Source organism: Pandoraea apista, assembly GCF_001465595.2.
GTDB classification, from domain to species: Bacteria; Pseudomonadota; Gammaproteobacteria; order Burkholderiales; family Burkholderiaceae; genus Pandoraea; species Pandoraea apista.
Map to the genome: position 1 here is coordinate 900,212 of NZ_CP013481.2, position 23,113 is coordinate 923,324.

Annotated in this window: 21 protein-coding genes; 1 reads left to right on the forward strand and 20 read right to left on the reverse strand. The window is 62.8% G+C overall.

Annotated features, from left to right (window positions below):
• Window positions 1–251: 251 nt before the first annotated feature.
• The 4 genes from AT395_RS04135 to AT395_RS04150 all read right to left on the reverse strand — a co-directional run bounded on the left by AT395_RS04135 (window position 252) and on the right by AT395_RS04150 (window position 4,702).
• The gene (locus AT395_RS04135; RefSeq protein ID WP_042112965.1) at window positions 252–1,451 is read right to left on the reverse strand and encodes an MFS transporter; all 1,200 of its coding nucleotides are present in this window, start codon (window positions 1,449–1,451) and stop codon (window positions 252–254) included.
• A 107-nt stretch (window positions 1,452–1,558) separates the two neighbouring features.
• On the reverse strand, window positions 1,559–2,140 hold the full coding sequence (locus AT395_RS04140) for a TetR/AcrR family transcriptional regulator (RefSeq protein WP_042112964.1): 582 nt from the start codon (window positions 2,138–2,140) through the stop codon (window positions 1,559–1,561).
• 390 nt (window positions 2,141–2,530) lie between these two features.
• Window positions 2,531–3,439, reverse strand: coding sequence for a LysR family transcriptional regulator (locus AT395_RS04145; protein ID WP_048628073.1), 909 nt, complete (start codon window positions 3,437–3,439; stop codon window positions 2,531–2,533).
• Between the two features lie 162 nt (window positions 3,440–3,601).
• Window positions 3,602–4,702, reverse strand: coding sequence for a cation efflux transmembrane domain-containing protein (locus AT395_RS04150; RefSeq protein WP_077446928.1), 1,101 nt, complete (start codon window positions 4,700–4,702; stop codon window positions 3,602–3,604).
• 55 nt (window positions 4,703–4,757) lie between these two features.
• On the opposite strand from AT395_RS04150, the gene cadR reads away from it, so the two are divergent.
• On the forward strand, window positions 4,758–5,177 hold the full coding sequence (gene cadR, locus AT395_RS04155) for a Cd(II)/Pb(II)-responsive transcriptional regulator (protein ID WP_010791743.1): 420 nt from the start codon (window positions 4,758–4,760) through the stop codon (window positions 5,175–5,177).
• Between the two features lie 22 nt (window positions 5,178–5,199).
• On the opposite strand, the gene tnpC is transcribed toward cadR, so the two are convergent.
• From tnpC to clpK, 16 genes are all read right to left on the reverse strand, one after another.
• Entirely contained in the window at window positions 5,200–6,750 is a 1,551-nt protein-coding gene (gene tnpC, locus AT395_RS04160) for an IS66 family transposase (protein WP_156219657.1), read from the reverse strand.
• Window positions 6,751–6,826: 76 nt separating this feature from the next.
• Entirely contained in the window at window positions 6,827–7,159 is a 333-nt protein-coding gene (gene tnpB / locus AT395_RS04165; protein WP_003121550.1) for an IS66 family insertion sequence element accessory protein TnpB, read from the reverse strand.
• Window positions 7,156–7,551 carry an IS66-like element accessory protein TnpA gene (gene tnpA / locus AT395_RS04170; RefSeq protein WP_006217728.1) on the reverse strand — a complete coding sequence of 132 codons (396 nt, stop codon included), beginning with the start codon at window positions 7,549–7,551 and terminating at the stop codon, window positions 7,156–7,158. The genes tnpB and tnpA overlap by 4 nt, the downstream gene beginning before the upstream one ends.
• 194 nt (window positions 7,552–7,745) lie before the next feature.
• Complete coding sequence (locus tag AT395_RS04175; protein WP_048627990.1) at window positions 7,746–8,897, reverse strand: S1C family serine protease; 1,152 nt, start codon at window positions 8,895–8,897, stop codon at window positions 7,746–7,748.
• A gap of 24 nt (window positions 8,898–8,921) precedes the next feature.
• Entirely contained in the window at window positions 8,922–9,887 is a 966-nt protein-coding gene (locus AT395_RS04180; RefSeq protein WP_048627989.1) for a zinc metalloprotease HtpX, read from the reverse strand.
• Window positions 9,865–10,362 (reverse strand): heat resistance protein PsiE-GI, encoded by a 498-nt coding sequence (gene psiE-GI, locus AT395_RS04185; protein ID WP_048627988.1) that lies wholly within the window; start codon window positions 10,360–10,362, stop codon window positions 9,865–9,867. The genes AT395_RS04180 and psiE-GI overlap by 23 nt, the downstream gene beginning before the upstream one ends.
• Complete coding sequence (gene kefB-GI, locus AT395_RS04190) at window positions 10,359–12,074, reverse strand: heat resistance system K+/H+ antiporter KefB-GI (RefSeq protein ID WP_048627987.1); 1,716 nt, start codon at window positions 12,072–12,074, stop codon at window positions 10,359–10,361. Before kefB-GI ends, psiE-GI begins: the two co-directional genes overlap by 4 nt.
• A gap of 3 nt (window positions 12,075–12,077) precedes the next feature.
• Window positions 12,078–12,518 (reverse strand): heat resistance system thioredoxin Trx-GI, encoded by a 441-nt coding sequence (gene trx-GI, locus AT395_RS04195; RefSeq protein WP_012761376.1) that lies wholly within the window; start codon window positions 12,516–12,518, stop codon window positions 12,078–12,080.
• Window positions 12,508–13,653, reverse strand: a complete 1,146-nt coding sequence (locus AT395_RS04200; RefSeq protein ID WP_048627986.1) for an RNA polymerase sigma factor — start codon at window positions 13,651–13,653, stop codon at window positions 12,508–12,510. The genes trx-GI and AT395_RS04200 overlap by 11 nt, the downstream gene beginning before the upstream one ends.
• 79 nt (window positions 13,654–13,732) lie before the next feature.
• Window positions 13,733–14,344 (reverse strand): heat resistance membrane protein HdeD-GI, encoded by a 612-nt coding sequence (gene hdeD-GI / locus AT395_RS04205; protein ID WP_048627985.1) that lies wholly within the window; start codon window positions 14,342–14,344, stop codon window positions 13,733–13,735.
• Between the two features lie 97 nt (window positions 14,345–14,441).
• Window positions 14,442–15,329 (reverse strand): heat resistance protein YfdX2, encoded by an 888-nt coding sequence (gene yfdX2, locus AT395_RS04210; RefSeq protein ID WP_048627984.1) that lies wholly within the window; start codon window positions 15,327–15,329, stop codon window positions 14,442–14,444.
• Window positions 15,330–15,431: 102 nt separating this feature from the next.
• Window positions 15,432–16,346 carry a heat resistance protein YfdX1 gene (gene yfdX1 / locus AT395_RS04215; RefSeq protein ID WP_048627983.1) on the reverse strand — a complete coding sequence of 305 codons (915 nt, stop codon included), beginning with the start codon at window positions 16,344–16,346 and terminating at the stop codon, window positions 15,432–15,434.
• 22 nt (window positions 16,347–16,368) lie between these two features.
• Window positions 16,369–16,827, reverse strand: coding sequence for a small heat shock protein sHSP20-GI (gene hsp20-GI, locus AT395_RS04220; protein WP_001275372.1), 459 nt, complete (start codon window positions 16,825–16,827; stop codon window positions 16,369–16,371).
• An 87-nt stretch (window positions 16,828–16,914) separates the two neighbouring features.
• On the reverse strand, window positions 16,915–18,732 hold the full coding sequence (ftsH, locus tag AT395_RS04225; protein ID WP_048627982.1) for an ATP-dependent zinc metalloprotease FtsH: 1,818 nt from the start codon (window positions 18,730–18,732) through the stop codon (window positions 16,915–16,917).
• A gap of 27 nt (window positions 18,733–18,759) precedes the next feature.
• Window positions 18,760–20,190 (reverse strand): cardiolipin synthase, encoded by a 1,431-nt coding sequence (cls, locus tag AT395_RS04230; protein WP_034050559.1) that lies wholly within the window; start codon window positions 20,188–20,190, stop codon window positions 18,760–18,762.
• 17 nt (window positions 20,191–20,207) lie between these two features.
• On the reverse strand, window positions 20,208–23,057 hold the full coding sequence (gene clpK / locus AT395_RS04235) for a heat shock survival AAA family ATPase ClpK (protein WP_023115022.1): 2,850 nt from the start codon (window positions 23,055–23,057) through the stop codon (window positions 20,208–20,210).
• Window positions 23,058–23,113 lie beyond the last annotated feature (56 nt).

Genomic DNA, 23,113 nt, shown 5'->3' on the forward strand with positions numbered 1-23,113 from the left:
TCTCTGCGACGGGCTGGTGACGGTGGGTACGTGGGCGAGCCGGGCTGAACCGGTGGCCAAATTCCTGTCGGACATGGCCAGTCTCCTGATGTAACGCGACGAGTGAAATCTAACTGAACAACGACTGGAGGTGTGACATGGGCTGGGGACTTCTTTGCGATGGGCTGGTAACGGTGGGTACGTGGGCAAGCCGGGCCGCACCGGTGGCTAAATTCTTCTCCGATGTGGCCGACCTTTTCATGTGAGATGGGTCAGGACGCGGGGCACGCAGTGTCGGGGGCTTGAGCGAGACCCGAGCGAAGGTAGGGCAACAGACTGGCGAGACCGAGGGCTGCCATTGCAGCCCCGATCCACAGTGGCGCGCGCATGCTGTAACCCGCGTCGATCGCGGCACCCCCGGCCCACGTGCCGAAGGCGAGCCCGGCGGTAATCACCGAGGTATGCATCGTATTGACGAGTGGCCCGGGTGCTGCGGCACGCATCACCCGGGCCACCATTGCGGGATTGAGCGACACACCCGTCAAACCAATGGCGGCAAACGCGGCGATACCGACAGGCGTGAGGTCGGCCCAAAGCGCGAAGCTGATCAGCGCGAGTGCAAGCACTGACAAACCGCCAACCAACACTGTCAACGTGTGGCGGTCGGCGAGGCGTCCGATAACGGCGTTACCGATGATGTTGGCGATACCGTACATCGCGAGCAGATTCGGGATCGCTGCGGCCGATACCCCGGCGACATTCATGAAGATCGGTGAGAAATAGCTGAACGCAGCGAACGTCGCGCCGATGATTAGCCCACTGGTGGCGAACGCCGCCCACAGCGGACGATTCAGCAGCGAACGGAATTCGGCGGCGAGGCTGACGGTCTCGCGATCCTGCTGTTTGCTTGCGGGAGCCCAGAGCGCCACGGCCACCGTGCACAGCGCGGCCAGCAAGGCGACGAGCCAGAAGCTGGCGCGCCAGCCGTAGTGTTGCTCGATGTAGGCCGTGAGCGGTACGCCGACCACGGGCGAAAACATCAGGCCGCCGAGAACGAACGAGGCCGCGCGGCCACGCACCGACGGCGCAACGAGATCGGCACAGAGCGTGAGCGCAACGCCGAACGTCGCCGAACTGGCCACGCCCATGATGATTCGCGCGAGCGCCATCACTTCATAACGCGTCGACACGGCAGCCAGGACACCCCCTGCGACATTGATTGTCAGCAGCCAGATGAGGGCTCGCTTGTGCGGCGTGCGCAGCGCGAGCAGCAGGGCGGTCAGCACCGGCCCACCGATGGTCATGCCCAGGGCGTAAAGCGAGATCAGGTTGCCGATGTCGCCGATACCGACCTGCATGGCATTGGCGAGCGCGGGCATCATGCCGGCGACCATGAATTCCGCCGTGGTCATCGCAAATACCGTGAGCCCTAATAGATAGACAACGGGTGGCATGGCAGATTTTTGTGACATATTTTTAACGATCATTCCATATTTGGAGGTGAGGGGGGAATCCCGCGAGGGGGGGCGGGCAAAGTTGTCGGGTGCTTGGGGTTGTGCCTGGTGAGCGCGTCGGAGGGTCAGAGCTGGGCGAGCGTGCCTTCCATGATGCTCTCGAGGAAGGTGCGATCGCAGACCGTACGTCCGAGTGCCCGCAGACCGTAGTAGCTCGACAGGAACGTGCGTGCGACGACCACGGGCGAACGTTCGGCGGTGAGTTCGCCGTTGTGCTGTCCGACGGCGATCAGATGCACGAGTACTTGTTCGATGCGATTGAAGTAAGCCTGACTGATCTGGCGGACTTTGGGGTCTTTCGCACCGCGTTCGAGTGCGGCGAATAGGCTCATGCAGCCGCGTTGCTTTTCGGGGTCGAGATCTTCGTCGATCCCTTTCTGCATGAGGATACGAAGCCGATCCTTGACGAGCCCGGGGCCGTTCAGAATGTCGGCTTGCGTTTGAAGCCCGAGCGACTGATAGCGCTCCAGAGCTTCGTGGTAGAGGTTGAGCTTGCTGCCGAAGGCGTTGTAGAGGCTGCCGCGTCCGAGCCCGGTGCATTCGACGAGCGCCTGCGCCGACGTGCCTTCATAGCCATATGTCCAGAAGACGTCCATGGCGGCGTCGATGACGGCTGCGTCGTCGAATTCTCTCGGTCGTCCGCTCATGGCGATGGGCCTCATTGAACTGGCGGGAATGCAAAAGGCGATGCGTAGGAGACATCCCTTGATGGCGAGACTATAGGGTATTTTTGACTGACTGTTCAAATACCCGGATAGGGGTTGTGGGATTCGCTAGGGGGGACGCGCTAGTTGTGAGTGGCGCCGGAAAACAAAAAAGCCGTCGCGAGGACGGCTTCTTCGATGAATTCTGGAGCGGGCGATGGGAACATCATCGTGTTCCCAACTCGTTGATTGATAACGAGTTTTCCGCACTCGGCGAACCGAGATGGACATAATTATGGACTGAAAAACCACGCTTGGTCAACGCGCGCTCCGAGCAAGTCCAGTGCGAGCCATGGACAGCCAGCAGTAGCCAATGTACCCGAGCGCTCAACGTCACGAGGCCGGTTCATCTCCCTTTGGCAGGAACTCCTCGCGGGCGCGCTGCAGAAACCGCTTCATGGGATCAGAGGGTTCGGCGCTGCGGCGCAGCAGGTAGGTGGACAGCATGGGCGGCGTGCCGGCCAAGGGGCGAACGGTTATGTCGGGGCGGTTCAGGGTCTGCACCTGCGAGGCAATGGCGAAACCTAGGCCATAACCGGCACCGACCAGAGTCAGCATCACGCCTAGGCTCGTCACCTGATCTACCAGCTTGAGCGGCTTGGACGCACCTTGAAGCACCGCCTGGATCTGGTGGTGGCAGCCCGATCCCGCGTCCGGATGGCACAGTACCAACGGAAACTTCAAGGCTTCATCCAATGGCACTTCCGCGTGCGCCAACAAGGGGTGGCGCACGGGCACGATCACCGACAGAGGATCGGTCCACACGGGCTCGGCGACAAGGCCTTCGCTCACCGCGTCCGACAGCGCAAAACCGATGTCCAGCAGATCGTTGTGCAGGCCCTTGAGCTGCTGCGCGAAAGGCAGCTCGAAGACGCGAATCTCCAGTTCGGGCTCTTCCTCGCGGCTGCGCGCCAGCAAGGTGGCAATGTGGGGCTGCGCCAAGCTGTCGCAGATGGCGATGCGCAGATAACCCTGATAGCCCTGCGCCGCCGCCTTTGCGGCACTCACCGCCTGCTCCACGGTGGCCAGCACGCGCCGGCACTCACCGAGGAACACTTGACCGGCCCAGGTCAGTCGCGTCTGGTGCGCGCTGCGGTCGAACAACTGCACGCCGAGCGTGGCTTCGAGATTTCGCATTGCGCGCGACACAGGCGATTGTTCTACGCCAAGGCGCTCGGCCGCTCGCGCGAAATGCAGTTCTTCCGCGACCGCAACGAAATAGCGCAGTAGTCTGAGTTCCAATGCGGCCTCCTGTTTGCCTCGTTCCTGGCCTGCGTCCACCTCATGCGGATTGCGCCTCGCTTTCTCCTTCGATGATTGGCAAGAGGTTCCGGCGTTGCATGCTTGTAAGCGGCCGGCCATCCCACCTTGGCTAGGCATCGGTGTGGGATGCCGCTAGATTGGCTATCGGAGGTTCAGGATGCGCCGGGCACCGCTGAGCACTATCAGCGCAATGACTGCGCCAATCACGAGGTCAGGGTACGAGGAGCCCGTCCAAGCGACCAAAACACCAGCGACTATCACCCCCGCGTTTGCGATCACATCATTCGCAGAAAAAATGTAGCTTGCCGTCATGTGGGCGCCCCGATCCCGCTTCTTGGCGATCAGCACCAGGCAGGTGACGTTGGCGATCAATGCGACCAGCCCGATACTCATCATGAGCATGGACGCCGGCTCACTTCCCACAACTGCCCGCCGAACGACCTCCAAAAGCGCGCCAAGCGCAAGCACGACTTGCAACCAACCAGCGATGTGCGCTGCCTTCATCTTCAAGGCGGCGGCGCGGCCCACCGCATAGAGCGCCAGTCCGTAGACCGCCGCATCGGCGAACATGTCAAGCGAGTCCGCTATGAGACCTGTGGACTGGGCGATCAGGCCAACGATCAACTCAAAGACAAACATCGCACCGTTGATAGCGAGCAGCAGCTTTAAGGTCCGAGCCTCAGAGGCATTCCCCTCTGCGTCTGGGGCCGTAGACTCGTCGCTTTGCACGCTGTCCAACACTTGCGCGCCGAGGTTGAGAGGGATGAGACGGCCCAGCAGCTCTTGCGTACTTCCCCCATGCTGCACGGTGAGTACACGGTCCTTCAGATCGAAGTCCAGTGCCGCAACAGCCGACGCATCGGCCAGCGCCATCCGAATGAGATTCTCCTCCGACGGGCAATCCATCTTCGGCACGGAGAAACGCGTCTTCCACTGCCCGCCTTCGGTGCGCCTCTCGCTTGTCAGCAGAACCGCACCCAAGTTCAGGGGCGTCAGCTTCTGGGCGATCCTGGCGGGCTCGCCCGAGTGCACCACCCGGAGCTGCCGATGGGCCAGATCGAAGGTCATCGGCCCAACCCCGGTCAGACCACCCAGCGCCATGCGAATGAGGTTCTCCTCGGAGGGGCAGTCCATTCCCGGAACTGAAAATGTGCTCTCCACGGAAGCAATGGCGCTTGGGGCCTCGTCGACCGTCTGCGAATTGCAACTGCTCGAGCAGCTACTGCTTTGACATGTACTCATGTCCCGTATTAGAAACCCTCAAGTAGCTGTAGAGTCAAGCGGTAGGTAGGCAAATATGAAAATCGGTGAACTATCGTCATTGGCAGGGTGCTCCGTTCCCGCGGTGCGCTTTTATGAAGCAGAGGGCCTTCTGCAGGCGCCCCTGCGGGCCGCCAACAACTATCGGCAATATGGCCAACAGCATGTCGACAGGTTGGCCTTCATCGTTCGGTGCCGCTCGCTGGACATGTCGCACGACGATATCCGGGCTCTGCTGCAGTTGCAGGACGACCCCGCCATGTCCTGCGACGAGGTCAATGCCTTGCTAGACGATCAAATGCGCTTGGTAGAGCAGCGAATCGCCGAGTTGCAGGCGCTGCGCAAGCAACTGCGTGCCATCCGCAGTACCTGTGCGGGAGGGGTATGCGTTGGCGATTGCGGTGCACTTGAATCGCTGCGCAGCGCCACTGGGGCAAGCTGGCCAACCGTTCGCTGAGCGGAGCCTCAAATAACGACATTCAGCTCGGTGCGAACCAACGATGCGGTAGCAACTCGTGAACCAGGCTAACCCGTTGCGTCGGCAAGCGAGCCAAAACGTCCTTGAGATACGCATAGGGATCATGCCCATTGAGTCGTGCTGACTGGATGAGCGTCATGACGGCTGCTGCCCTCTGACCAGCTCGTAGGCTGCCCGCAAAGAGCCAGTTGTTGCGGCCAATGGCAATCGGCCGAATCTGGTTCTCGATCCAGTTGTTGTCCACGGGCAGCTGTCCGTCATCGACGAACCGGGTCAAAGCCTCCCAGCGCCGCAAGCTGTAGTCCAGCGCTTTGGCGCTTGCCGAGCCTTCCGGCACCTTCTGGCGTTGCAGCACCATCCACTGGTGCAAGGCATCAAGCAGCGGCTTCGTTTGTTGTTGCCGGATGGTTTGGCGCTGATCGGTCGCAATCTCCTTGACCTCACGCTCGATCTCGTAGACCCGCGCGAACTGCTGCAGCGCGACCTCGGCGATCTGGCTTTGGTTCGCCGCGTGCAAATCGAAGAACTTGCGCCGCGCGTGCGCCAGGCAGCCGACCTCGGTCACACCACTTGCGATCAAGGCCTTGTAGCCGCTGAAGTCGTCACAGGTGAGGCTGCCTCTCCAGTCGCCCAGGAAGCGCCGGGCGTGTTCGCCCGAGCGCGATTCGCAGAAGTCGTAGACGACCGCCTTGATGTTCTCGAAGGCGCCCGTGGCATAGGCCCATAGGTACGCCCGGTGCGCCTTGCCGTTGCCCGGCTTGAGCATGGACACCGGCGTCTCGTCGGCATGCAGCACGCGGCGCTGCAGCAGCTCTGTCCTCATGGCGTCAACCAGTGGCTGCAACTGCACGCCACACGAGCCCACCCATTGCGCCAGCGTGGAGCGGGGGATGGCTAGGCCGGCGCGGCCGAAGATCGCTTCCTGGCGGTACAGCGGCAGGTGGTCGGCGTACTTGGCCACCAGCACTTGCGCCAGTAGCCCAGTGGTAGGGATGCCTTTGTCGATGATGTGAGGATCGACAGGCACCTGGTGAATCGGCTCGCACTGGGCACAGGCCCACTTGCCCCGGATGTGGCGCTCCACCGTGAACACGCCGGGCGCGTAGTCCAGCTTCTCGGCCACGTCCTCGCCGATGCGCTTCATCTGGCAACCGCAGGCGCAGGTGGTGGACTCGGGCTCGTGGCGGATCTCGCGCCGCGACAGGTTGGCCGGCAGGGGTGCGCGTTTGGGGACTTGCTTGTCTTGGCGGCCTGCCACTGGCGGCGTGGCCTGCTCGATCTCATCGGCCACCGCCTGCAGGTCCTCATCCAGCGATTCATCGAGCAGGCTCTTCTGCTCGGCGCTGAAGCGCTCCGACTGTGCGGCGAACTTCATGCGCTTGAGCAGTGCGTTCTCGTGCGTGAGCTTGTCGATCTGCGCCTGCTTGAAGACCGCCTCTTGGCCCTGGCGTGCGATCACGCCGTCTCGCTCGGCCAGCTCACCCATCAACGACAGCAGGGCCGCTCGCATCTGCTGCGGCTCCAGGGTGTCAAGGTGGTCTGCGGTGATCACGGGAGAAGATGATGCGGCTAACATCACATTCGCGCATCGGTGCAAGCGCTGATTGCCTGGCCAACGACCGGAGCACTCAAAGTACAGTGATGACTCCAGCCTCGCCGACGTTCTTCCAGGGCAGGCCCAGCACGAGCGCATCGAACTGCGTTCGGCTGAGTGTGGCGGTGGTGGCGGCATCGCGCGGCCAGACGAACTTGCCGCTATTCAGGCGCCGGGCCGCCAGCCAGACACCGATGCCGTCGTGCACCAGCACCTTCATGCGGTTGGCTCGTCGATTGGCGAACAGATAGGCGTGGTGTGGGCGCGCTGCGCCAAAGACAGCCACTACCCGGGCGAGCGCCGTCTCGGTGCCTGCTCGCATGTCCAGCGGCTCGGTGGAGAGCCACAGCGCATCAATGCGGATCATCGGAGCCAGTCGCGCAGCCACGCTGCACATGACGCTGCATCTTCCAGGGGCCAGTTCACGGTGACTACGCTGGCGCTGCGCCGAACATCAACGCGAATCGCACGCGACACGGGCGGCGAGCTGGTCTCGGTTGCTGGGAGCTGTTCAACTGGTGGAGGCAGATTCAGCGCAACGAACTCATTCCGGGGCGCTGGCAACAGGGAGTCTGCTTGCTCGCGCATCCAGCGATGAACGATGTTGGCGTTGATTCCGTGTGCAAGCGCTACGCCGGCCACTGACGCGCCGGAGACCTGGCATTCGGCCACGATCTGGCCTTTAAGTTCCGGGGAGTAGTAGTGCCGCTTGGGGCGCTGGGCGATCGTGTCGTTCGCCATAGTGTGCGTGATGTTCATCGTGCACACGATGCCTCGACACTGGGTCTATCTCAAGATGGGATTGCCGGACGCTTACGCATGCTTGCCTATTCGGATAGGCAGATCGCATCCGAAAATTACGGAGGTTGAGGCGGAACGCTACCTGGCCGAAGACCTGAGAACCTCAATCGCCGCGACGCTGCACTACCGCCTGATCCACAGGTTCAGTTCAATCAATTCCCGGGTTGCAGCTCCACACGCACCTCGCGCGATTTGCCGGCCCGCTCCACTGACAAGACCACCACATCGCCGACCTTCCTGTCGTCTAGCCGCGCGAGCAGCTTGGCCACATCGTCCGTCGCCTGGCCATCAACATCGATGATGCGGTCGCCCGGCACGATGCCTTGCGGCGTGACTTCGACACCCGCGAGGCCGGCCTTGTGCGCTGCCGAACCAGGGGTAACACGCAACACGAACACGCCCTTGCTTCCAGTCAGCGCCAGCAGGCGCTGATTGAGCTGTTCGTCCACCTCAATGCCCAGCGCCGGACGGATGTACTTACCGGTCTTGATGAGTTGCGGGACTACGCGCATGACGGTGTCCACCGGCACGGCGAAACCAATCCCGGCCGAGGCGCCGGAGGGGCTATAGATCGCCGTGTTGATGCCGATGAGCCTTCCTGCCGAATCGAGCAGCGGCCCACCGGAGTTGCCAGGGTTGATGGCGGCGTCGGTCTGGATCAGGTGATCGATGGCCGGGCCGCCCGCTTCTCCGGGTAACGAGCGGTCGAGCGCGGAGACGATGCCGGTGGTGAGCGTCCAGTCCAGGCCGAAGGGGTTGCCGATAGCGAACACCTTCTGACCCACCTTGAGGTCGGCACTGGTGCCGACCGGCACGGCCGGCGGGCGCTTGAAACCGACGCCAATCTTGAGCACGGCGATGTCGTGCGCTGGGCTCGTCCCCACCAGCGCGGCCTGGTAGTCGCGGCCATCGGCGAGTTTGACCGTGGCTTCAGAAGCACCCTGGATGACGTGGAAGTTGGTGACGACGTGGCCGGCATCGTCCCAGATAAAGCCCGAACCGGTGCCGCGCGGCACGGAGAAGACGTTGCGCGTCCAGACATCGCGTACCAATTGCGCGGTGGTGATGTAGACCACCGAGGCGCGCGATTTCTCGAACAGTTCGATGTTGGCTTTCTCGTCCGCCGCCAGATCGCCACGCGCCGTCACGGTGCGTTCTGCCGCCTCACGCGGACTGAACCAGGCCTCGATGGCGGGCAGGAACTGCCACAGCAGCATGAGCGCGGCAATGCAGGCGGTGATGACGAGCCAGCGCCGGACGAAGCGGTCCGGCGCGGGACGTTGGTACGGGTCGGGGTAGGCCATGAGAAGTCTCCTGTTGATAGGCAATCAGCGCCACAGCCCGCTCGGGCGCCAGCGCGGTGGGCGCGGCGTCACAGCGGATTCCGGCAAGAAATGGGGCGGGTGGAGTGGCAACGCTGATGCTGGCCCAGGCGCCAACGTCAGTAGGCGTGAGATGCGTTCTTGCGTGGCCGGATGCGTGCGCAACCAGGAGGGTTCGGGATTGCCCCATCCCGGCCACAGCCAGGCACGCCAGGAGCGGCTGACCCGCTCGATTTTCGCCAGCGCGGACGCCAGCCCCTGCGGGTCGCCCGTCAGTTCCGCCGCGAGGCGGTCAGCGTCGAACTCACGCACGCGAGACAAGCCGAGCTGTGCGAGCAGGGCCAGCTGGGGCGATGCGGCCAATAACAATAAACCAGGCCAATAGACCTCCGCCGCGCCAACCAGCAGCGCGGGCAGGCTCAGCAGGATCGCGATCTGTCCCATAAGGGCCAGTAGGCTCGTGAAGCGACTGACGGAATCCGCCAGCCCCATGACGCGCAGATCCTCACTGGCGATGTGCGCGATCTCGTGCGCGAGCACACCCGCCAGCTCGCGTGGGCTCAGGCGGCGCAGCAGGCCATCGGTGAGGGCGATCGATGCCTCCTGCTTCGATCCGGTGGCGAAGGCGTTGACGACGGCACTGGGCACGTAGTGCGGCACCGGCGTTGCGGGCAAACCGGCACGGACGGACAGCTCGTGCAACAGGGCCCAAATTTCCGGGGCTTCGTGTGGGTGCAGCGCCCGGGCGCGGTATAGGCGCAAGGTCAAGGCGGATGCGGCTGCCGGTTCCAGCAGCAGCGTGCCTGCAACGGCAAACAGCGCGAGCCACAGGTCGCTTTCCCCGAACAGCAGGCTTCCTGCGGCGGCTGCGATCCCGACCAGGGTCAGGACCAACAGCCCGGTCTGCAGGCGGTTGAGCCAGCGGTGTTGCAACAACGCCGCGCGCGGGTCACTGGGATGATGACGGGTCATGCTCAGATGTCTCGGCGGCGCGGTCGTCGCGCTCGCGCAGCAGCCAGTAAGTGGCACCAAGCGCCAGCGTGGCGCCTGCAAGCGCGGCGATCTTGCCAGGGCTCGCCTCGGGGTCGAGGATCACGAACTTGCGCGCCAGCGCGATCAGGCCGATGAGGATCACGGTCTTGACCTGGATGATGCTGTCCCGACGCAGCGCCACGCGCACGATGGAATGCTTGAACTCCATCGCGATCAAGAGCGTCATGATCATGCCGAACACACTCTGGAATACCTTGTGATCCAGGGGATTGAAGGCATCGAGAACCAGCAGCGTGAAGACGATGGAGATGAGCTGGAACAGCGACACCACGATGATGACGGCAATCACCGCCGACAGCACGAGCGCGACGACCTGCTCGAAGCGCTCGTAAAAACTCATGATGGCCCATTGGTCACGGAAGACCTGAAATGGGTTAAGGCGTGTTGATTTCATGACGATGAACTCCCTGGAAAACGGCTGCTGTCGAGACGGCGGCGCATTGCGCTGATGTGTCCTTCAATCAGCTCGGTCGACATGCCAAGCGTCGACATCACCTGTTCCGCCAGCCCAAGGCCTGCGGCAAAGGATTGCTGGTACACGCGCGCGTTGGGCATGGCGCGAAATGCATCGGCCGCGGTCGTACTTCTGCATGACACCCACAAGGTCAGCGCCGGACGGCGCTCGGCAATCGCCTGGGCGATGCGCAGCACTTGCTGGGCATGGTCGAACGTGAGCACCACCAGACGCGCTTGCGCCAACCCGGCAGCCAGCAGGGTATCGGGCCGACTGGCATCGCCATGGAACACCGGCGCGCCGGCGGCACGCGCGGCCTCGACCTTCTGCGCGTCCGCCTCCAGCAGCAGATGCGCCACGCCGGCGTGGCGAAGAATCTCGCTGACGGTCAGGCCAAGCTCGCCCGCGCCGCAAACGATGACATGGTCTCGATATCGCGCCGTCTGCGCGGCGATCTCAACTTCTTCAGCCTGGGGTGGCTGAATGACGCCGCCGGTGCGGCTCAAGAACCGGGCAAGTACATCGTGATGGCGGATCAGCAGCGGTGCCAAGGCCATGCTGAGCACCAGCGCGACCAGCATGGGTTGTACGACGGTCGCGGGAATCAGATGCTGCTGCAAGACCATGCCCAACAACAGCAGGGCGAACTCGCCGCCATGCCCCAACGCTATGCCCGTGCGCCAGGCATCGAGGGCGGACAGGCGCGTCGCCCGCAAGGCCAGGGTGTTGAGCCCGATCTTGACCGGTACCAGCACTGCCAGCCACGCCAGCACCGTCAGCGGAGCCGAAAGAATCTGTGCTCCGTCCAGTTGCAGGCCGATGGTCACGAAGAACACGCCCGACAACACATCGCGAAACGGTTTGAGGTGGCTTTCCATGTGGTGCCGGAAGTCGCTCTCGCCCAGCACCATCCCGGCGAGGAAGGCCCCTAGGGCGGCGGATACGCCGACCGCGTGCGCAGCGGCGGCGGCAGCCACCACCACGCACAAGGAGACGAGCACGAACGATTCCTCGTGGCCCCGCCGCGCCACCCAGCCCAGCAGGCCATGCAACAGACGGCGCGAAGCAACCGCCGCTGCTGCGAACAACACCAGCACGCCCAACACTTCGAGCAGCATGCTCTCGACCTTCGGCGACTCGCCGCGCGCCCAGATCGCCAGCAAGGCCAACAGGGGCACGCTGGCCAGATCCTGAAAGACCAGCACGGCGATGGCGCTGCGGCCATGGCGTGTGGTGAGTTCACCCTGGTCGGCCAACTGCCGGCTGACCAGCGCCGTGGAAGACATGGCCGCCGCAGCGCCGAGCAGCGCAGCGCTCTGAGCTGGCTGCCCCAACCCCATCAGCATCAGGGTCAGAGGTGCGGCCACAACGACCATCTGCAAACTGCCAGCCACCAGTACGGTCTTGCGAGTGAGCCAAAAGTGCCCGAGGGAGAATTCCAGTCCGACCATGAACAGCAGTAGCGCCACTCCCAGCTCGGACAGAAAATCAAGCGCTTCTCCCGGCGCGATCACGCCGGTGACTGAGGGGCCCAGTAAGGCGCCGGCGGCGAGGTAACCCAGCAAGGCGGGCACTCTGAACGCCGCCGTCGCCACCGCCGCGAGGCTGCATGCCGCCAGCAGGATCAGGGTGGCGCCGAGCAAGTCCTGCATCGGTCAGCGCCCCACCTGTGCAGATGCCCAGCGCACGATGTCCTGCGCGCCCAAGGCGCCGGCCTGACGCCCGATCTCCCGCCCACCCTGGAACAGGGCGAGCGTCGGAATGCTGCGGATGCCGAACTGCGCGGCCAGGTGGGGTTCTGCCTCGGTATTGACCTTGGCCAGCCTGACCCTGGGTTCGAGCTGGCGCGCCGCTTGCTGGAACTGCGGGGCCATCATCTTGCACGGCCCGCACCAAGGTGCCCAGAAATCGACCAACAGTGGCAGGTCGCTGCGCTCCACGTGGCGCGAGAACGTCGCCGTGGTCAACTCGATGGGTTCGCCCGTGAACAAGGGCTGCTGGCAGCGGCCGCAGTTGGGATGTTCCGATAGCTTCGCAGTCGGTACGCGGTTGATGGACTGGCAATGCGGGCAGACAAGGTGAAGATCATTCTTCATGGTTCGCCTCCTTGGACCACAGTGAGGCTGCCGCGCTTCGGGTCACAGACAATGCCGACCAATCAACGCCTTGGAGCCAATCGTTCCCGTCTTTGCTTACTCCGGCCTCTTCCAAATGAGCAGCGATGAACGCTTCGGCCTGCATGAGCCACCTTTGGACAGTATCTTCCTGACTAGGAATCAGCAGGATTTCAGAGACGCTGCTGGCATCCAGCCCGTCCACACGGAGAAGCAGAAAAATGCGCCGCCACAAACGCGGCATGTCCTTCAGCAGGTCGAATGCAAAAGCGAACTCGCTCGACCGATCAACTAGCTCCTCCTGTTCCGCGATCGTTGCGGCATCGGGATGCTGACTGTCAGCGATGATATCGGCCAGCCTGAGTGTGTCATCGGGCTGATAAAATTCGAAGACTTCCTCTTCCACCATGGCCTCGGCGACGTCCTGGGCATCCGCTTCGACCGGCGCGTCCAGAGAAACGAATTCGCCAAATTGCCGGCTGTTTGCCACTTCGTGATCCAGGACGGCGAACAGATGCTTCAGAAGACCGAAGTAAGCCGCTTTTTCTTCCGGCACGGATTGCCATTCCACCTCAGCTTGGACAATCGCTTCATCCACCACGTCGCGCAGCGTCGGATAATCGCGCGGTACATCGCCGACGGCCCGCAGATAAGCCAGCTCACGCCTTGCGACAGCCTCAAGTTTCGACAGTAGAGGCATTCGGGTCGCCTCGGCCTCATGGGCGGCTGATGCGGGTTTTGCGGCAATCCGCACCTTGAGCTCGCGCAAGCGCTCGCGTCGTGCTTTGCGCTTGATTTGATCCTGAGCATGCAGTCGGTCAAAATGCTTCTTGGCCTGACGGAACAACGACTGTGCGAGCATCTGCGCGAGGGGCGTCAGCTCGTCATGTGATGCAGTAACGCTGACAATTTTTTTGCCGGGCAGGTGCATATAGCCACTGGCCAGAAATTGCCGCTTGATCTTGTCGCGATCAAGGACGATTTGAAGTCGCACTGAATCTTTAGTGTGTTTGTCGAGCAATGGCTTGAGGGCGTGCTCGATCACATTTCCCAAAGCTCTCTGCCAAGGTTCATGAAACTCTTTGTCGATAGCTCGATAGCTATATTGAATCTGCATGCATGACTCCTTTGATGTCATTTCTATGGAGGTATGAATCGAGGATGCTCATATCCATAGAATTTAGTTTGACCCGCTCTTATCCCTGGCGCGTTTTGCGAAGACGCCAACTCAAGAGCAGAAGCGTGACACCATAGACTGCCGCATAGAAGCCCAACAGCCAGCCTGCGGCCAGGAATGACTCGACCGGACGGGAAAAAAATATCCACAAGACGATAGCGCCAAGGACAATCGAGAGCAGTCCACTGAAGGCAAGCCAAATTTCACCCTTGATTTCTTGACGCAGCCGAACGGCGGCGGATATCTCCAGCACACCGGTGAAAATCGCCCAGAAGCCCACGCTAGCCCATAAAAAAGAAGCCAAGACTATCGTGGCGACCCAAGGAGCAACCAGGACGACGACGCCCGTAAGTATGCCGACAATGCCGCTGAACAGCAGCCAGCCCCAGCGCTCTTTTTTCTGGATATGGCGCACCGCTGCAACCAAGTTGAAAGCGCCATTGACCAAGGAAAATGCGCCGAACATGATGGTCATGGCCAACAGAGCCGATTGTGGCATCCAGAACGCAAGGGCTGCAAAAATCAATGCCAAGACACCGCGCAGCACAAAAAGCCACCAATTTTGGCTCAGCGAACACAGTGCTTTGGTGGGGTCATCCGCATTGGAATTAGCGATGGTGTCTGTGTTCATGCAATATCTCCTAAAGATCTATACAAAATAAAAAATCAAACACTCCTGAGCCAAGAGAGGGGCGCGACGCGCCCCTCTTAGGCCCTATCCAGCGGTTTCAGAACAACTTGGACAGTTTTGCCTTGATTTCATCGAGCCAGCCTTTTCCGCCGCCTCCCCCAGCCGTCTTTTGCTTGACTTTCTTGAGTTCAGCATACAGGGGCTCAAAGTCCTTCTTCTTTCCATAGCCCAGCAGTTCTGCCATTTCCAACTGCTGCCGCGCTTCGTTCAATAATGTCTCCAGGCGCTCATTGGACGCTTCGCTCCGCTGACCATCTTCTACCAAGGTCTCGGCGCGCTTCAGGAGCAGCTTCGCACGCAGGACGGGCAGCGGAAGCACGCTGCGCTCCTCGACCAGCGTGCTGAGCGCTGACTGCAGCGCGGCTTTGGCTTCTTCGATCTTGCCCTGATCGATCAGCGGCACGACTGACTTCACGGCTGCGGGATAGGACGCCAGAGGGATGTTGGTGACCGCGATCACGATTTCACTGGCCAGCAAAGCCAGCACGTGACGTGCCCGTTGCACCTCGCCATGTTTGAGGGCATCCAGCGCCTCGTCGGTCATCGCCTCAATGGTTTGCGTGTTGGCGAACAAGTCGTGCACGATGGTGCGCACATCAACGGGGGCCAGGGCGAGCGTGGGTTCGCGCGCAACGATCAGCTCCAGCTTTCCCGTCACTTCGGCCAGCGTTGCCAATGCGCGTGCAGCGTCCTTGCCGTCAAGTGCGGCCAGCGCTGATTTGGTCAGCGACAAGGCCGAGACGGCCTCATCGAGGACTTGTTTACGTTTGTCTGCCGCCTGCGAGTCCGTTTCCTTCTGAACCTCAGGCTGTACCTCCGTGACGACTTCAGCCTTGGCCTCTGGACTGACAGGAAGGCTGCTTACCGCGGCCTGTTCGTTTATTTCTTTGTTCGTCGCATTGGGATTCGATGTTTGCTCATTCATGGTGATATGCCTCGTATGAGTTAGTGAAAATAGGCGAATCTATTGGGGCTGACTGCGAACATCGCGAGACTGACCGACCGAACAGTCGGCCTCTTCATCATCTCAAAACAGCTTTTGGAGGCGCGTCTTCAACTCGTCGAACCATCCCTTGCCGCTTTTGCCACCAGCCGACTTTTGCTCAATGGACTTCACATGATCGAAGATGGGTTTGAAATCCGCCTTCTTGCCATAACCCAGGATCTGCGCCATCTCGATCTCCGTGCGCACGGACGACAGCAAGGTGCTGAGCTCCTCGTTCTGCTTGGCATCGCGCTTGTCGGTCTCGGCCAGCTTTTCAGCTTTTGCCATCGCGGCTTCAGCCCGTAGCACGGGCAGAGGAAAGGCGACCGAGGTCACCACCAGCGTGTTCAGTGCTCGGGCGAGTTCCGCCTTGGCGTCGTCGATCTTGCCGCTGTCGATGAGCCGTGCGGCCGACTTGATCGCTGCCGGGTACGTTGCCATCGGCAGGTTGTCGGTTTCGATCACGATTTCGCTGGCCAGATTGGCGACGATGGGCCGGGCCTTTTGCAGCTCGCCATCACCCAACAACTCCCGAGACAACTTGACCGCCTTCTTCACCGATTCCACGTTGGCGTGGATATCGTGGGTGATGACGCGTACATCGACCGGCGCCAAAGCAAGTTTGGCGTCGCGTGCCAATACCAGTTCCAGCTTTCCGCTGGCCAGTTCCAGCGCAGCGAGCGCCTCCTTGGTCTTCTTTGCATCAAGGAGGGTCAAAGCCTCCTGGGTCTTGGTGAGCGCAGTGATGGCGTCTTGAGTGAGCTCGGCACGCTTTTTATCGGCTTCCCGGGCGGCCTTGTCATCTACCTGTGGCTGTGCCGCCTTGGATGCGGCAGAGGGTGCTGCAGCACCTGGGCTAGAACCTGCCGCCGATTGGGCCAGAGCCGGTCCGCTCAGTCCGACGACGACCGCCAGGGCAAGTGCGGAGAAGGTGTATTGTGGCTGTTTGATATTCATGATCTTGGGCTCCTAATTAAAGTTAGTTGACTGAGATTTCAATCTGTTTCGGTTTGGCTTGCTCGGCCTTGACAAGCCGCACTTCCAGCACGCCGTCTTTCATGGAAGCCGTCACCTTGGTCGGATCAACGTTGTCAGGCAAGACAAAGCTGCGCACAAAGCGGCCATACGCACGTTCGATGCGGTGGAACTTCTTGCCCTGCTCCTCTTTTTCCAGTTTGCGCTCGCCGCTGATGGTGAGCACACCGTTTTCCGCGCTGACGCGCACGGCATCCTTGGGGACCTCCGGCAGATCCAGCTTGAGGAGGAATGCGTTCTCATCCTCGCTGATGTCCGCCATTGGTGCCCAGTCCGCCGTGGTCATGGCTTCGTTGCCGGTACGGGCGCCCTGTCGCTGGGGTATTCGTCCGAACATCGTCGCCAGGCGGTTTTGCAATTCATCCAGTTCCCGGAAGGGGTCCCACGGAGTCAATGCAGACATATCGGTTCTCCTTGAACAATGCCGGCGAATTGGATGACGCACCGAACAGAGCCGCCGGCTTACTCTGAATGGCACCTACTACTGTTTTCAGTTCCGAACAAGTCCTTGAGTCAATTGACGGATATCGCTTTCGTCGAGCGTTTCCCGCGCCAGCAGTTCGCGCGCACAACGCTCCAGCACCGCGCGGTTGGTGTCGAGGATCCGGTAGGCGCGCTCGAACACGCCCATCACGATGTCGCGGATGGCCTGATCGATGCGCGCCTGGGTCGATTCGGCCACCCGGCAGCCGCCGTGGGCCAGTTCCGGTGTATCGAGAAAGCGTGGCCGCTGCGCCTCGAAGGCGATGTAGCCCAGTCCTTCGTCCATGCCAAAGCGGGTGATCATGTCGCGGGCGATGTCGGTGGCCCGTGCGAGGTCATCGGCAGCCCCGGTGGACAGCTCGCCGAACACGAGCTTCTCGGCCGCACGACCGCCCAGCAGTACGGCGATCTTGTGTTCCAGATCGGCGCGCGTCATCAGGAAGCGGTCTTCGGTGGGGCGTTGCAGCGTGTAGCCCAGCGCGCCGATGCCGCGCGGGATGATCGAGATCTTGTGCACGGGGTCGGTGCCGGGCAGCGCCAGCGCCACCAGCGCATGGCCCATCTCGTGATAGGCCACGGTTTCCCGCTCCTTGGGATTGAGTACTCGGTTCTTCTTCTCCAGGCCCGCCACGATGCGCTCGATGGCGGCGGTGAAATCCTGCAACTCCACGGCGGACGCTTTGCGCCGGGTCGCGGCCAGCGCGGCCTCGTTGACCAGGTTCGCGAGGTCTGCACCCGAAAAGCCCGTGGTCAGCGCAGCCACCTGTTCGAGATCGATATCCTGAGCCAGCGTCACCTTCTTGACGTGGACTTTCAGGATGTCCAGCCGTCCCTTCTTGTCGGGCCGGTCCACCAGCACCTGGCGGTCGAAGCGGCCGGCGCGCAGCAGCGCCTGGTCGAGGATTTCGGGGCGGTTGGTGGCGGCGAGGATGATCAGCCCCACCGAGCTGTCGAAGCCGTCCATCTCGGTGAGCAGCTGGTTGAGCGTCTGCTCACGCTCGTCGTGGCCGCCGATGGGCCCGCCGACGCCGCGTGCACGGCCCAGCGCGTCGAGTTCATCGATGAAGATGATGGCCGGCGCCTGCCCGCGCGCCTGCTCGAACAGGTCGCGCACCCGCGCCGCGCCCACGCCGACAAACATCTCGACGAACTCCGAGCCGGAGATAGAGAAGAACGGTACCCCGGCCTCGCCCGCCACGGCCTTGGCCAGCAGGGTCTTGCCCGTGCCGGGCGGGCCAACCAGCAACACACCTTTCGGGATGCGCGCCCCGAGCCGTCCATACTCCTGCGGATTCTTGAGGAAATCGACGATCTCAACCAACTCCGCCTTGGCTTCATCGACGCCAGCGACATCGGCAAAGGTCACGCCAGTGTTCTTCTCCATGAATACCTTGGCACGGCTCTTGCCGATGCTCAGGAAGCCACCCATGCCCTGCTTCTCGGCGAAGCGGCGGAACAGGAAGAACCAGACGCCGAAGAAGGCCACCGCCGGCAGAATCCAGGAGAGCACATCACGTAGCCAGGTGCTTTCCACCACCCGCGCATAGGGCACGTCGTACTTGGACAGCCGCTCGGCCAGGTCGGGTTCGACACGGGTGGCCACGATGGTGGTCTTGCCCCGGCTGTCCGGCGATTTCAGGCGCCCGGTGACCGTGCGGTCCGACACCAGCACTTCGGCGACGCGCCCCTCGGCCAGCGCCTTCTCGAATTCGCTGTAGGGCACGGGCTCGACGGTCTTGGCCGCCTGCCAGTAGTTCTGCAGCGTCAGCAGCAACAGGCCGGCGACGATCCAGTAGCCAATGTTCCATTGATCTTTCTTTTCCATGGGCAATGTTCCTCGCAAGTCGTGTCGCTAGAGAATGGGGGTGAACAGACGGGCCACCCCGTCGCGCAAGCGGATGGCCAGCGGGCGGGCGCGCAACGCCTTCGCCGATATCTCGCCCGACGCATCACGAGCGGCATCAAAAAGGGATTCCAGCCGCGTAGACAGCGCGGTGTCGTACACCTCCACATTGAACTCGAAGTTGAGGCGCAGGCTGCGCGCATCCCAATTGGCCGAACCCAGGCAGCACCACTGGCCGTCTATCAGCATCAGCTTGCTGTGGTCGAACGGGCCAGGCCGTTCGAAGATGCGTACACCGTGCTCCAGCACCTGCCAGTAGTGGGCGCGCGCGGCCCATTGCACCGTGAGATGGTCGCCGTTTGCGGGCGTCAGCACCTCGACGCGCACGCCGCGCAACGCGGCCGTGCTCAGCGCCGCGATCATCGGCTGATCGGGCACGAAGTAAGGTGTCCAGATGCGCACCGAATGCTTCGCCGCGCTCAAAGCGCCCATGAAGGTCCAGCGCATCCTGTCCAGGGCCTCATCGGGACCGGCCTCGATGCCGCGCGCCCAAGAGGTTCCTTGCTCATCAGCCGTTGCGGGCGGTTCGCCCCAGAAACCCTTGCTGAGCCGCTCGCCCGTGGTATCGCACCAATCATCGGTGAAGCACCGCATCAGATGCGCAACCACCGGCCCGCGCAGACGAAAGTGCAAATCGTGACAGGCCTGCTCCGGCGCATCGGGCCGCCAATACGGGCTGAAGATGTTCATGCCGCCGGTGAAACCCGTCTCGCCATCGATCACCAGCAGCTTGCGGTGATTGCGCAGATGCGCGGCATGCAGGCGCGCGGGAATCAACGTCGGGTTGAACGTCGCCGCCGGAACGCCGGCGCGTTGCAAGGCGCGGTAAGCGCTGCGGGGCCTCCAGCGGGCATAGACGTCGTCGATCAGCACCCGCACTTGCACGCCGCGCTCATGAGCCCGGCGCAGCGCATCGACGAACTGCGCCCCGATGCCTTGGCTGTCGAAGATGTACGAAGCCAGCGCGACGCTGTGCCGCGCCGACTCGATGGCAGCGAGCATGGCCGGGTAGGCCTGCTCGCCATCGACGAGCGGCTCGATGCGGTTGCCGCTGGTCAGCGACTGGCCGGTGGCACGTCCCACCAGGTGCGCCAGGCCGGCAAACGGCGCCGATACGGCCTGGGGCATCGTAGGCGCGAGGTCCTGCCGAACAGCAGGATCTGCCCCCGGAAACAGCCGCCGCGCCCGCCGCTGGTAACGGTTGATGCCGAACAGCCCATACAGCAGCGAACCGCCCAGCGGCAACAGCGCGATCAGCAGCACCCACAGCGTGGCCGATCGAGGGTCACGCTTGTAGATGACCGCGTGCCCCGCTGTGGGGATAGCGACCGCCAGCGACACGAGGGTGGCTGCCCATGTCAGCCCGTTGGGGTCGGACACGACAGCCTCCCCATGACTCAAGATTCGCCGCCCGCTGACTTCTTCTTGCGCGCAGGCTTGCTCGCGTCGCTCGGCGGCGTCTCGGCCACGTTCGCGGCATCGGGCTTCTCAGGCTCGGCCGGCTTCGCGGGTGGCTCCTGGCGCTCGAAGACCACCCGTTCGGCCTTGTCGTCCCAGCGGGCGCTGGCGTGATCGGCCTTGCCGATACCGCCACCCAGCATCTCGCGCGCCAGAGCAGTTTCCAGCTCGCTGCGGATCAGCCGCTTGAGCTCACGCGCGCCGAACTCGGGCTTGTAGCCTTCCTCCGCGAAGTGATCGATCAAGGTCTGATCGAAGGTCAGCGTCACGCCCTGGCTGGCGGCGTTGCGGGCCACACGATCGAGCTGCAGGCCGACGATATGGCGGATCTCCTCCTTGCCCAGCGCATGGAAGACGATGATCTCGTCGATGCGGTTGAGGAACTCGGGGCGGAAGTGTCCGCGCAGCACGTCCATCACCTCGCCCTTGGTCTTCTCGTATTCCTCGCCGGCGGCGCCACGGGCCTTCAGCCGACGCTGGATGATGTCCGAGCCCAAGTTCGAGGTGGCGATGATGATGGTATTGGTGAAATCCACCACCCGGCCCTTGCCGTCGGTGAGCCGCCCGTCGTCGAACACCTGCAGCAGGATGTTGTAGACGTCGGGGTGAGCCTTCTCGATCTCGTCCAGCAGCAACACGCTGTAGGGCTTGCGACGCACCTTCTCGGTGAGCTGGCCGCCCTCGTCATAGCCCACATAACCCGGAGGCGCGCCCACCAGGCGTGCCACGGTATGGCGTTCCCCGTACTCGGACATGTCGATGCGCAGCAGCGCACCTTCATCGCCATAGATGGACTCGGCCAGCGCCTTGGCGAGCTCGGTCTTGCCCACGCCGGTCGGCCCGAGGAACAGAAAAGTCGCCACCGGCTTGCTGCCCTCGCGCAGGCCCGCGCGCGACAACCGCACGGCATCGGCCACCGCGCGCACCGCTTCGTCCTGGCCCACCAGGCGCTCGTGCAGCCGCTGCTCCAGATGCAGCAGCTTCTCGCGTTCTTCCACCGTCAGCTCGTTGACCGGAATGCCGGTCAGGCGCGAGACGATCTGCGCGACATGCTCGGCTTTGACTTCGGCACTGCCCGAGGCGCGCTCGCGTTCCCATTCCTCGACAAGCTTCTTGAGTTCGGCCTCTTTGGCCTCGATGTGCTTGCCCAGCTCGGCGGCCTTGTCGTACTGCTTGCGCGAGGCCACATAGTCCTGCTCACGCCGCAGCTGGTGCAGTTCGGACTCCAGCTCTTGCACCGCCACCGGGCGGGCCGTGGCCGACAGCTTCACGCGTGCGGCCGCCTGGTCGAGCAGGTCGATGGCCTTGTCAGGCAAAAAGCGCGCGGTGATGTAGCGGTCCGACAACTCGGCGGCGGCGATGATCGCATCCTCGGTGATGCTGACCTTGTGGTGTGCCTCGAAGGTGTCGCGCAGGCCGCGCAGGATCATCATGGTCTGCGCTACCGTCGGCTCGGGCACCATCACCGGCTGGAAGCGACGCTCCAGCGCGGCGTCCTTCTCGATGTACTTCTGGTACTCGTTGAGCGTGGTGGCGCCGATCAGGTTCAGTTCGCCGCGCGCCATCATCGGCTTGAACACGTTGGCCACGTCCAGCCCGCCTTCGCCGCCACCCTGGCCTGCACCGACGATGGTGTGCACCTCGTCGATGAAGAGAATCAGCTCGCCCTGGTGCTCGGTCACTTCCTTGAGCACCTTCTGCACGCGCTCCTCGAACTCGCCCCGGTACTTGGCGCCAGCCACCATGGCATTGATGTTGAGTTCCACCAGGCGCTTGTCGCGCAGCGTCTCAGGCACTTCGCCGGCCACCATGCGCTGCGCCAACCCTTCGACGATGGCGGTCTTGCCGACGCCGGGCTCGCCGATCAGCACCGGGTTGTTCTTCTTGCGCCGGGCCAGCACTTCGATGGTCGTCTCGATCTCCTGCGCGCGGCCGATGACCGGATCGAGCTTGCCCTCGCGCGCCATCTTGGTGAGGTCGCGCGAATACTTGTCGAGTTCCGGCGTGTTGGTCGGCGTCTCGGCGCGGCCATCCTCGGCCCCTTTGCCGACCACCTTGCTTACCTGCTGGCGCAGCGCTTGCGGCGTGAGGCCGTAACGGCGCAGCAGGTTGGCCGCCAAACCTTCGCCTTCCTCGGCGAGCCCGATCAGGAAATGCTCCGGCCCGACATAAGAGTGGCCGAGTTCGTTGGAGGCCACGAAAGCACGGCTGAGCGCGTCCTTGACCCGGGGCGACACGCCGATCTCGCCCTCGAACGGCTTATCGCCGCGCTTGGCTTCGGATTCGATCTGGCGCTTGAGGTCATCGACCTTGATCTTGAACTGCCCCAGGATGGTCTTGACCACGTCGCTGTCGGATAGCGCCAGCAGCAGGTGTTCGGTATCGACTTCGGCGCGCCCGAACTCTGCAGCGTGTCGGGCGGCCTCCTGCAATAGGGCCTCGGACTGTTCGCTGATACGGCTGGCGAGCCCACTGCCGCGACGGCGCGCGGTGCCCGTACCGGCCGGGGCGGGTTCGCCGAACGAGGCATCGACGACCTCGTCGGTATCGGCCGCCATGGACGGTGCGTCGTCACCGATGCGGAAGAAGTCGCTGCCAAGGAAGTCTTCGAACAGCCCGCTGCGCGAGCCGAACAAGGCTTCCAGCGGTGAGACGGTGCGCTTTTGCTGGCGCACCAGTTGGCGATAGTGATCGTCACACAACAGCATGGTGCTGTGGCGACCATTGAGATTGGCTTCCACCCGCACCGTGGCGGGCTGGCCGCAGACTTGGCATTGTTTTCTGGCCATGCTGATGCTCCTGTAAAGATTGATCTGACGAGGCACCGCCGATCGCGGTGCCTCAT

Excerpts from the sequence above, each read along its gene's own strand:
- cadR (WP_010791743.1), top strand. The coding sequence starts at position 4,758 with ATGAAAATCGGTGAACTATCGTCATTGGCAGGGTGCTCCGTTCCCGCG.
- tnpA (WP_006217728.1), bottom strand. The coding sequence starts at position 7,551 with ATGAACATCACGCACACTATGGCGAACGACACGATCGCCCAGCGCCCC.
- AT395_RS04200 (WP_048627986.1), bottom strand. The coding sequence starts at position 13,653 with ATGCAGATTCAATATAGCTATCGAGCTATCGACAAAGAGTTTCATGAA.
- ftsH (WP_048627982.1), bottom strand. The coding sequence starts at position 18,732 with ATGGAAAAGAAAGATCAATGGAACATTGGCTACTGGATCGTCGCCGGC.
- AT395_RS04135 (WP_042112965.1), bottom strand. The coding sequence starts at position 1,451 with ATGTCACAAAAATCTGCCATGCCACCCGTTGTCTATCTATTAGGGCTC.
- hsp20-GI (WP_001275372.1), bottom strand. The coding sequence starts at position 16,827 with ATGTCTGCATTGACTCCGTGGGACCCCTTCCGGGAACTGGATGAATTG.
- trx-GI (WP_012761376.1), bottom strand. The coding sequence starts at position 12,518 with ATGAAGAATGATCTTCACCTTGTCTGCCCGCATTGCCAGTCCATCAAC.
- hdeD-GI (WP_048627985.1), bottom strand. The coding sequence starts at position 14,344 with ATGAACACAGACACCATCGCTAATTCCAATGCGGATGACCCCACCAAA.
- clpK (WP_023115022.1), bottom strand. The coding sequence starts at position 23,057 with ATGGCCAGAAAACAATGCCAAGTCTGCGGCCAGCCCGCCACGGTGCGG.
- AT395_RS04180 (WP_048627989.1), bottom strand. The coding sequence starts at position 9,887 with ATGACCCGTCATCATCCCAGTGACCCGCGCGCGGCGTTGTTGCAACAC.
- psiE-GI (WP_048627988.1), bottom strand. The coding sequence starts at position 10,362 with ATGAAATCAACACGCCTTAACCCATTTCAGGTCTTCCGTGACCAATGG.
- yfdX1 (WP_048627983.1), bottom strand. The coding sequence starts at position 16,346 with ATGAATATCAAACAGCCACAATACACCTTCTCCGCACTTGCCCTGGCG.
- tnpB (WP_003121550.1), bottom strand. The coding sequence starts at position 7,159 with ATGATCCGCATTGATGCGCTGTGGCTCTCCACCGAGCCGCTGGACATG.
- AT395_RS04175 (WP_048627990.1), bottom strand. The coding sequence starts at position 8,897 with ATGGCCTACCCCGACCCGTACCAACGTCCCGCGCCGGACCGCTTCGTC.
- AT395_RS04150 (WP_077446928.1), bottom strand. The coding sequence starts at position 4,702 with ATGAGTACATGTCAAAGCAGTAGCTGCTCGAGCAGTTGCAATTCGCAG.
- kefB-GI (WP_048627987.1), bottom strand. The coding sequence starts at position 12,074 with ATGCAGGACTTGCTCGGCGCCACCCTGATCCTGCTGGCGGCATGCAGC.
- yfdX2 (WP_048627984.1), bottom strand. The coding sequence starts at position 15,329 with ATGAATGAGCAAACATCGAATCCCAATGCGACGAACAAAGAAATAAAC.
- AT395_RS04140 (WP_042112964.1), bottom strand. The coding sequence starts at position 2,140 with ATGAGCGGACGACCGAGAGAATTCGACGACGCAGCCGTCATCGACGCC.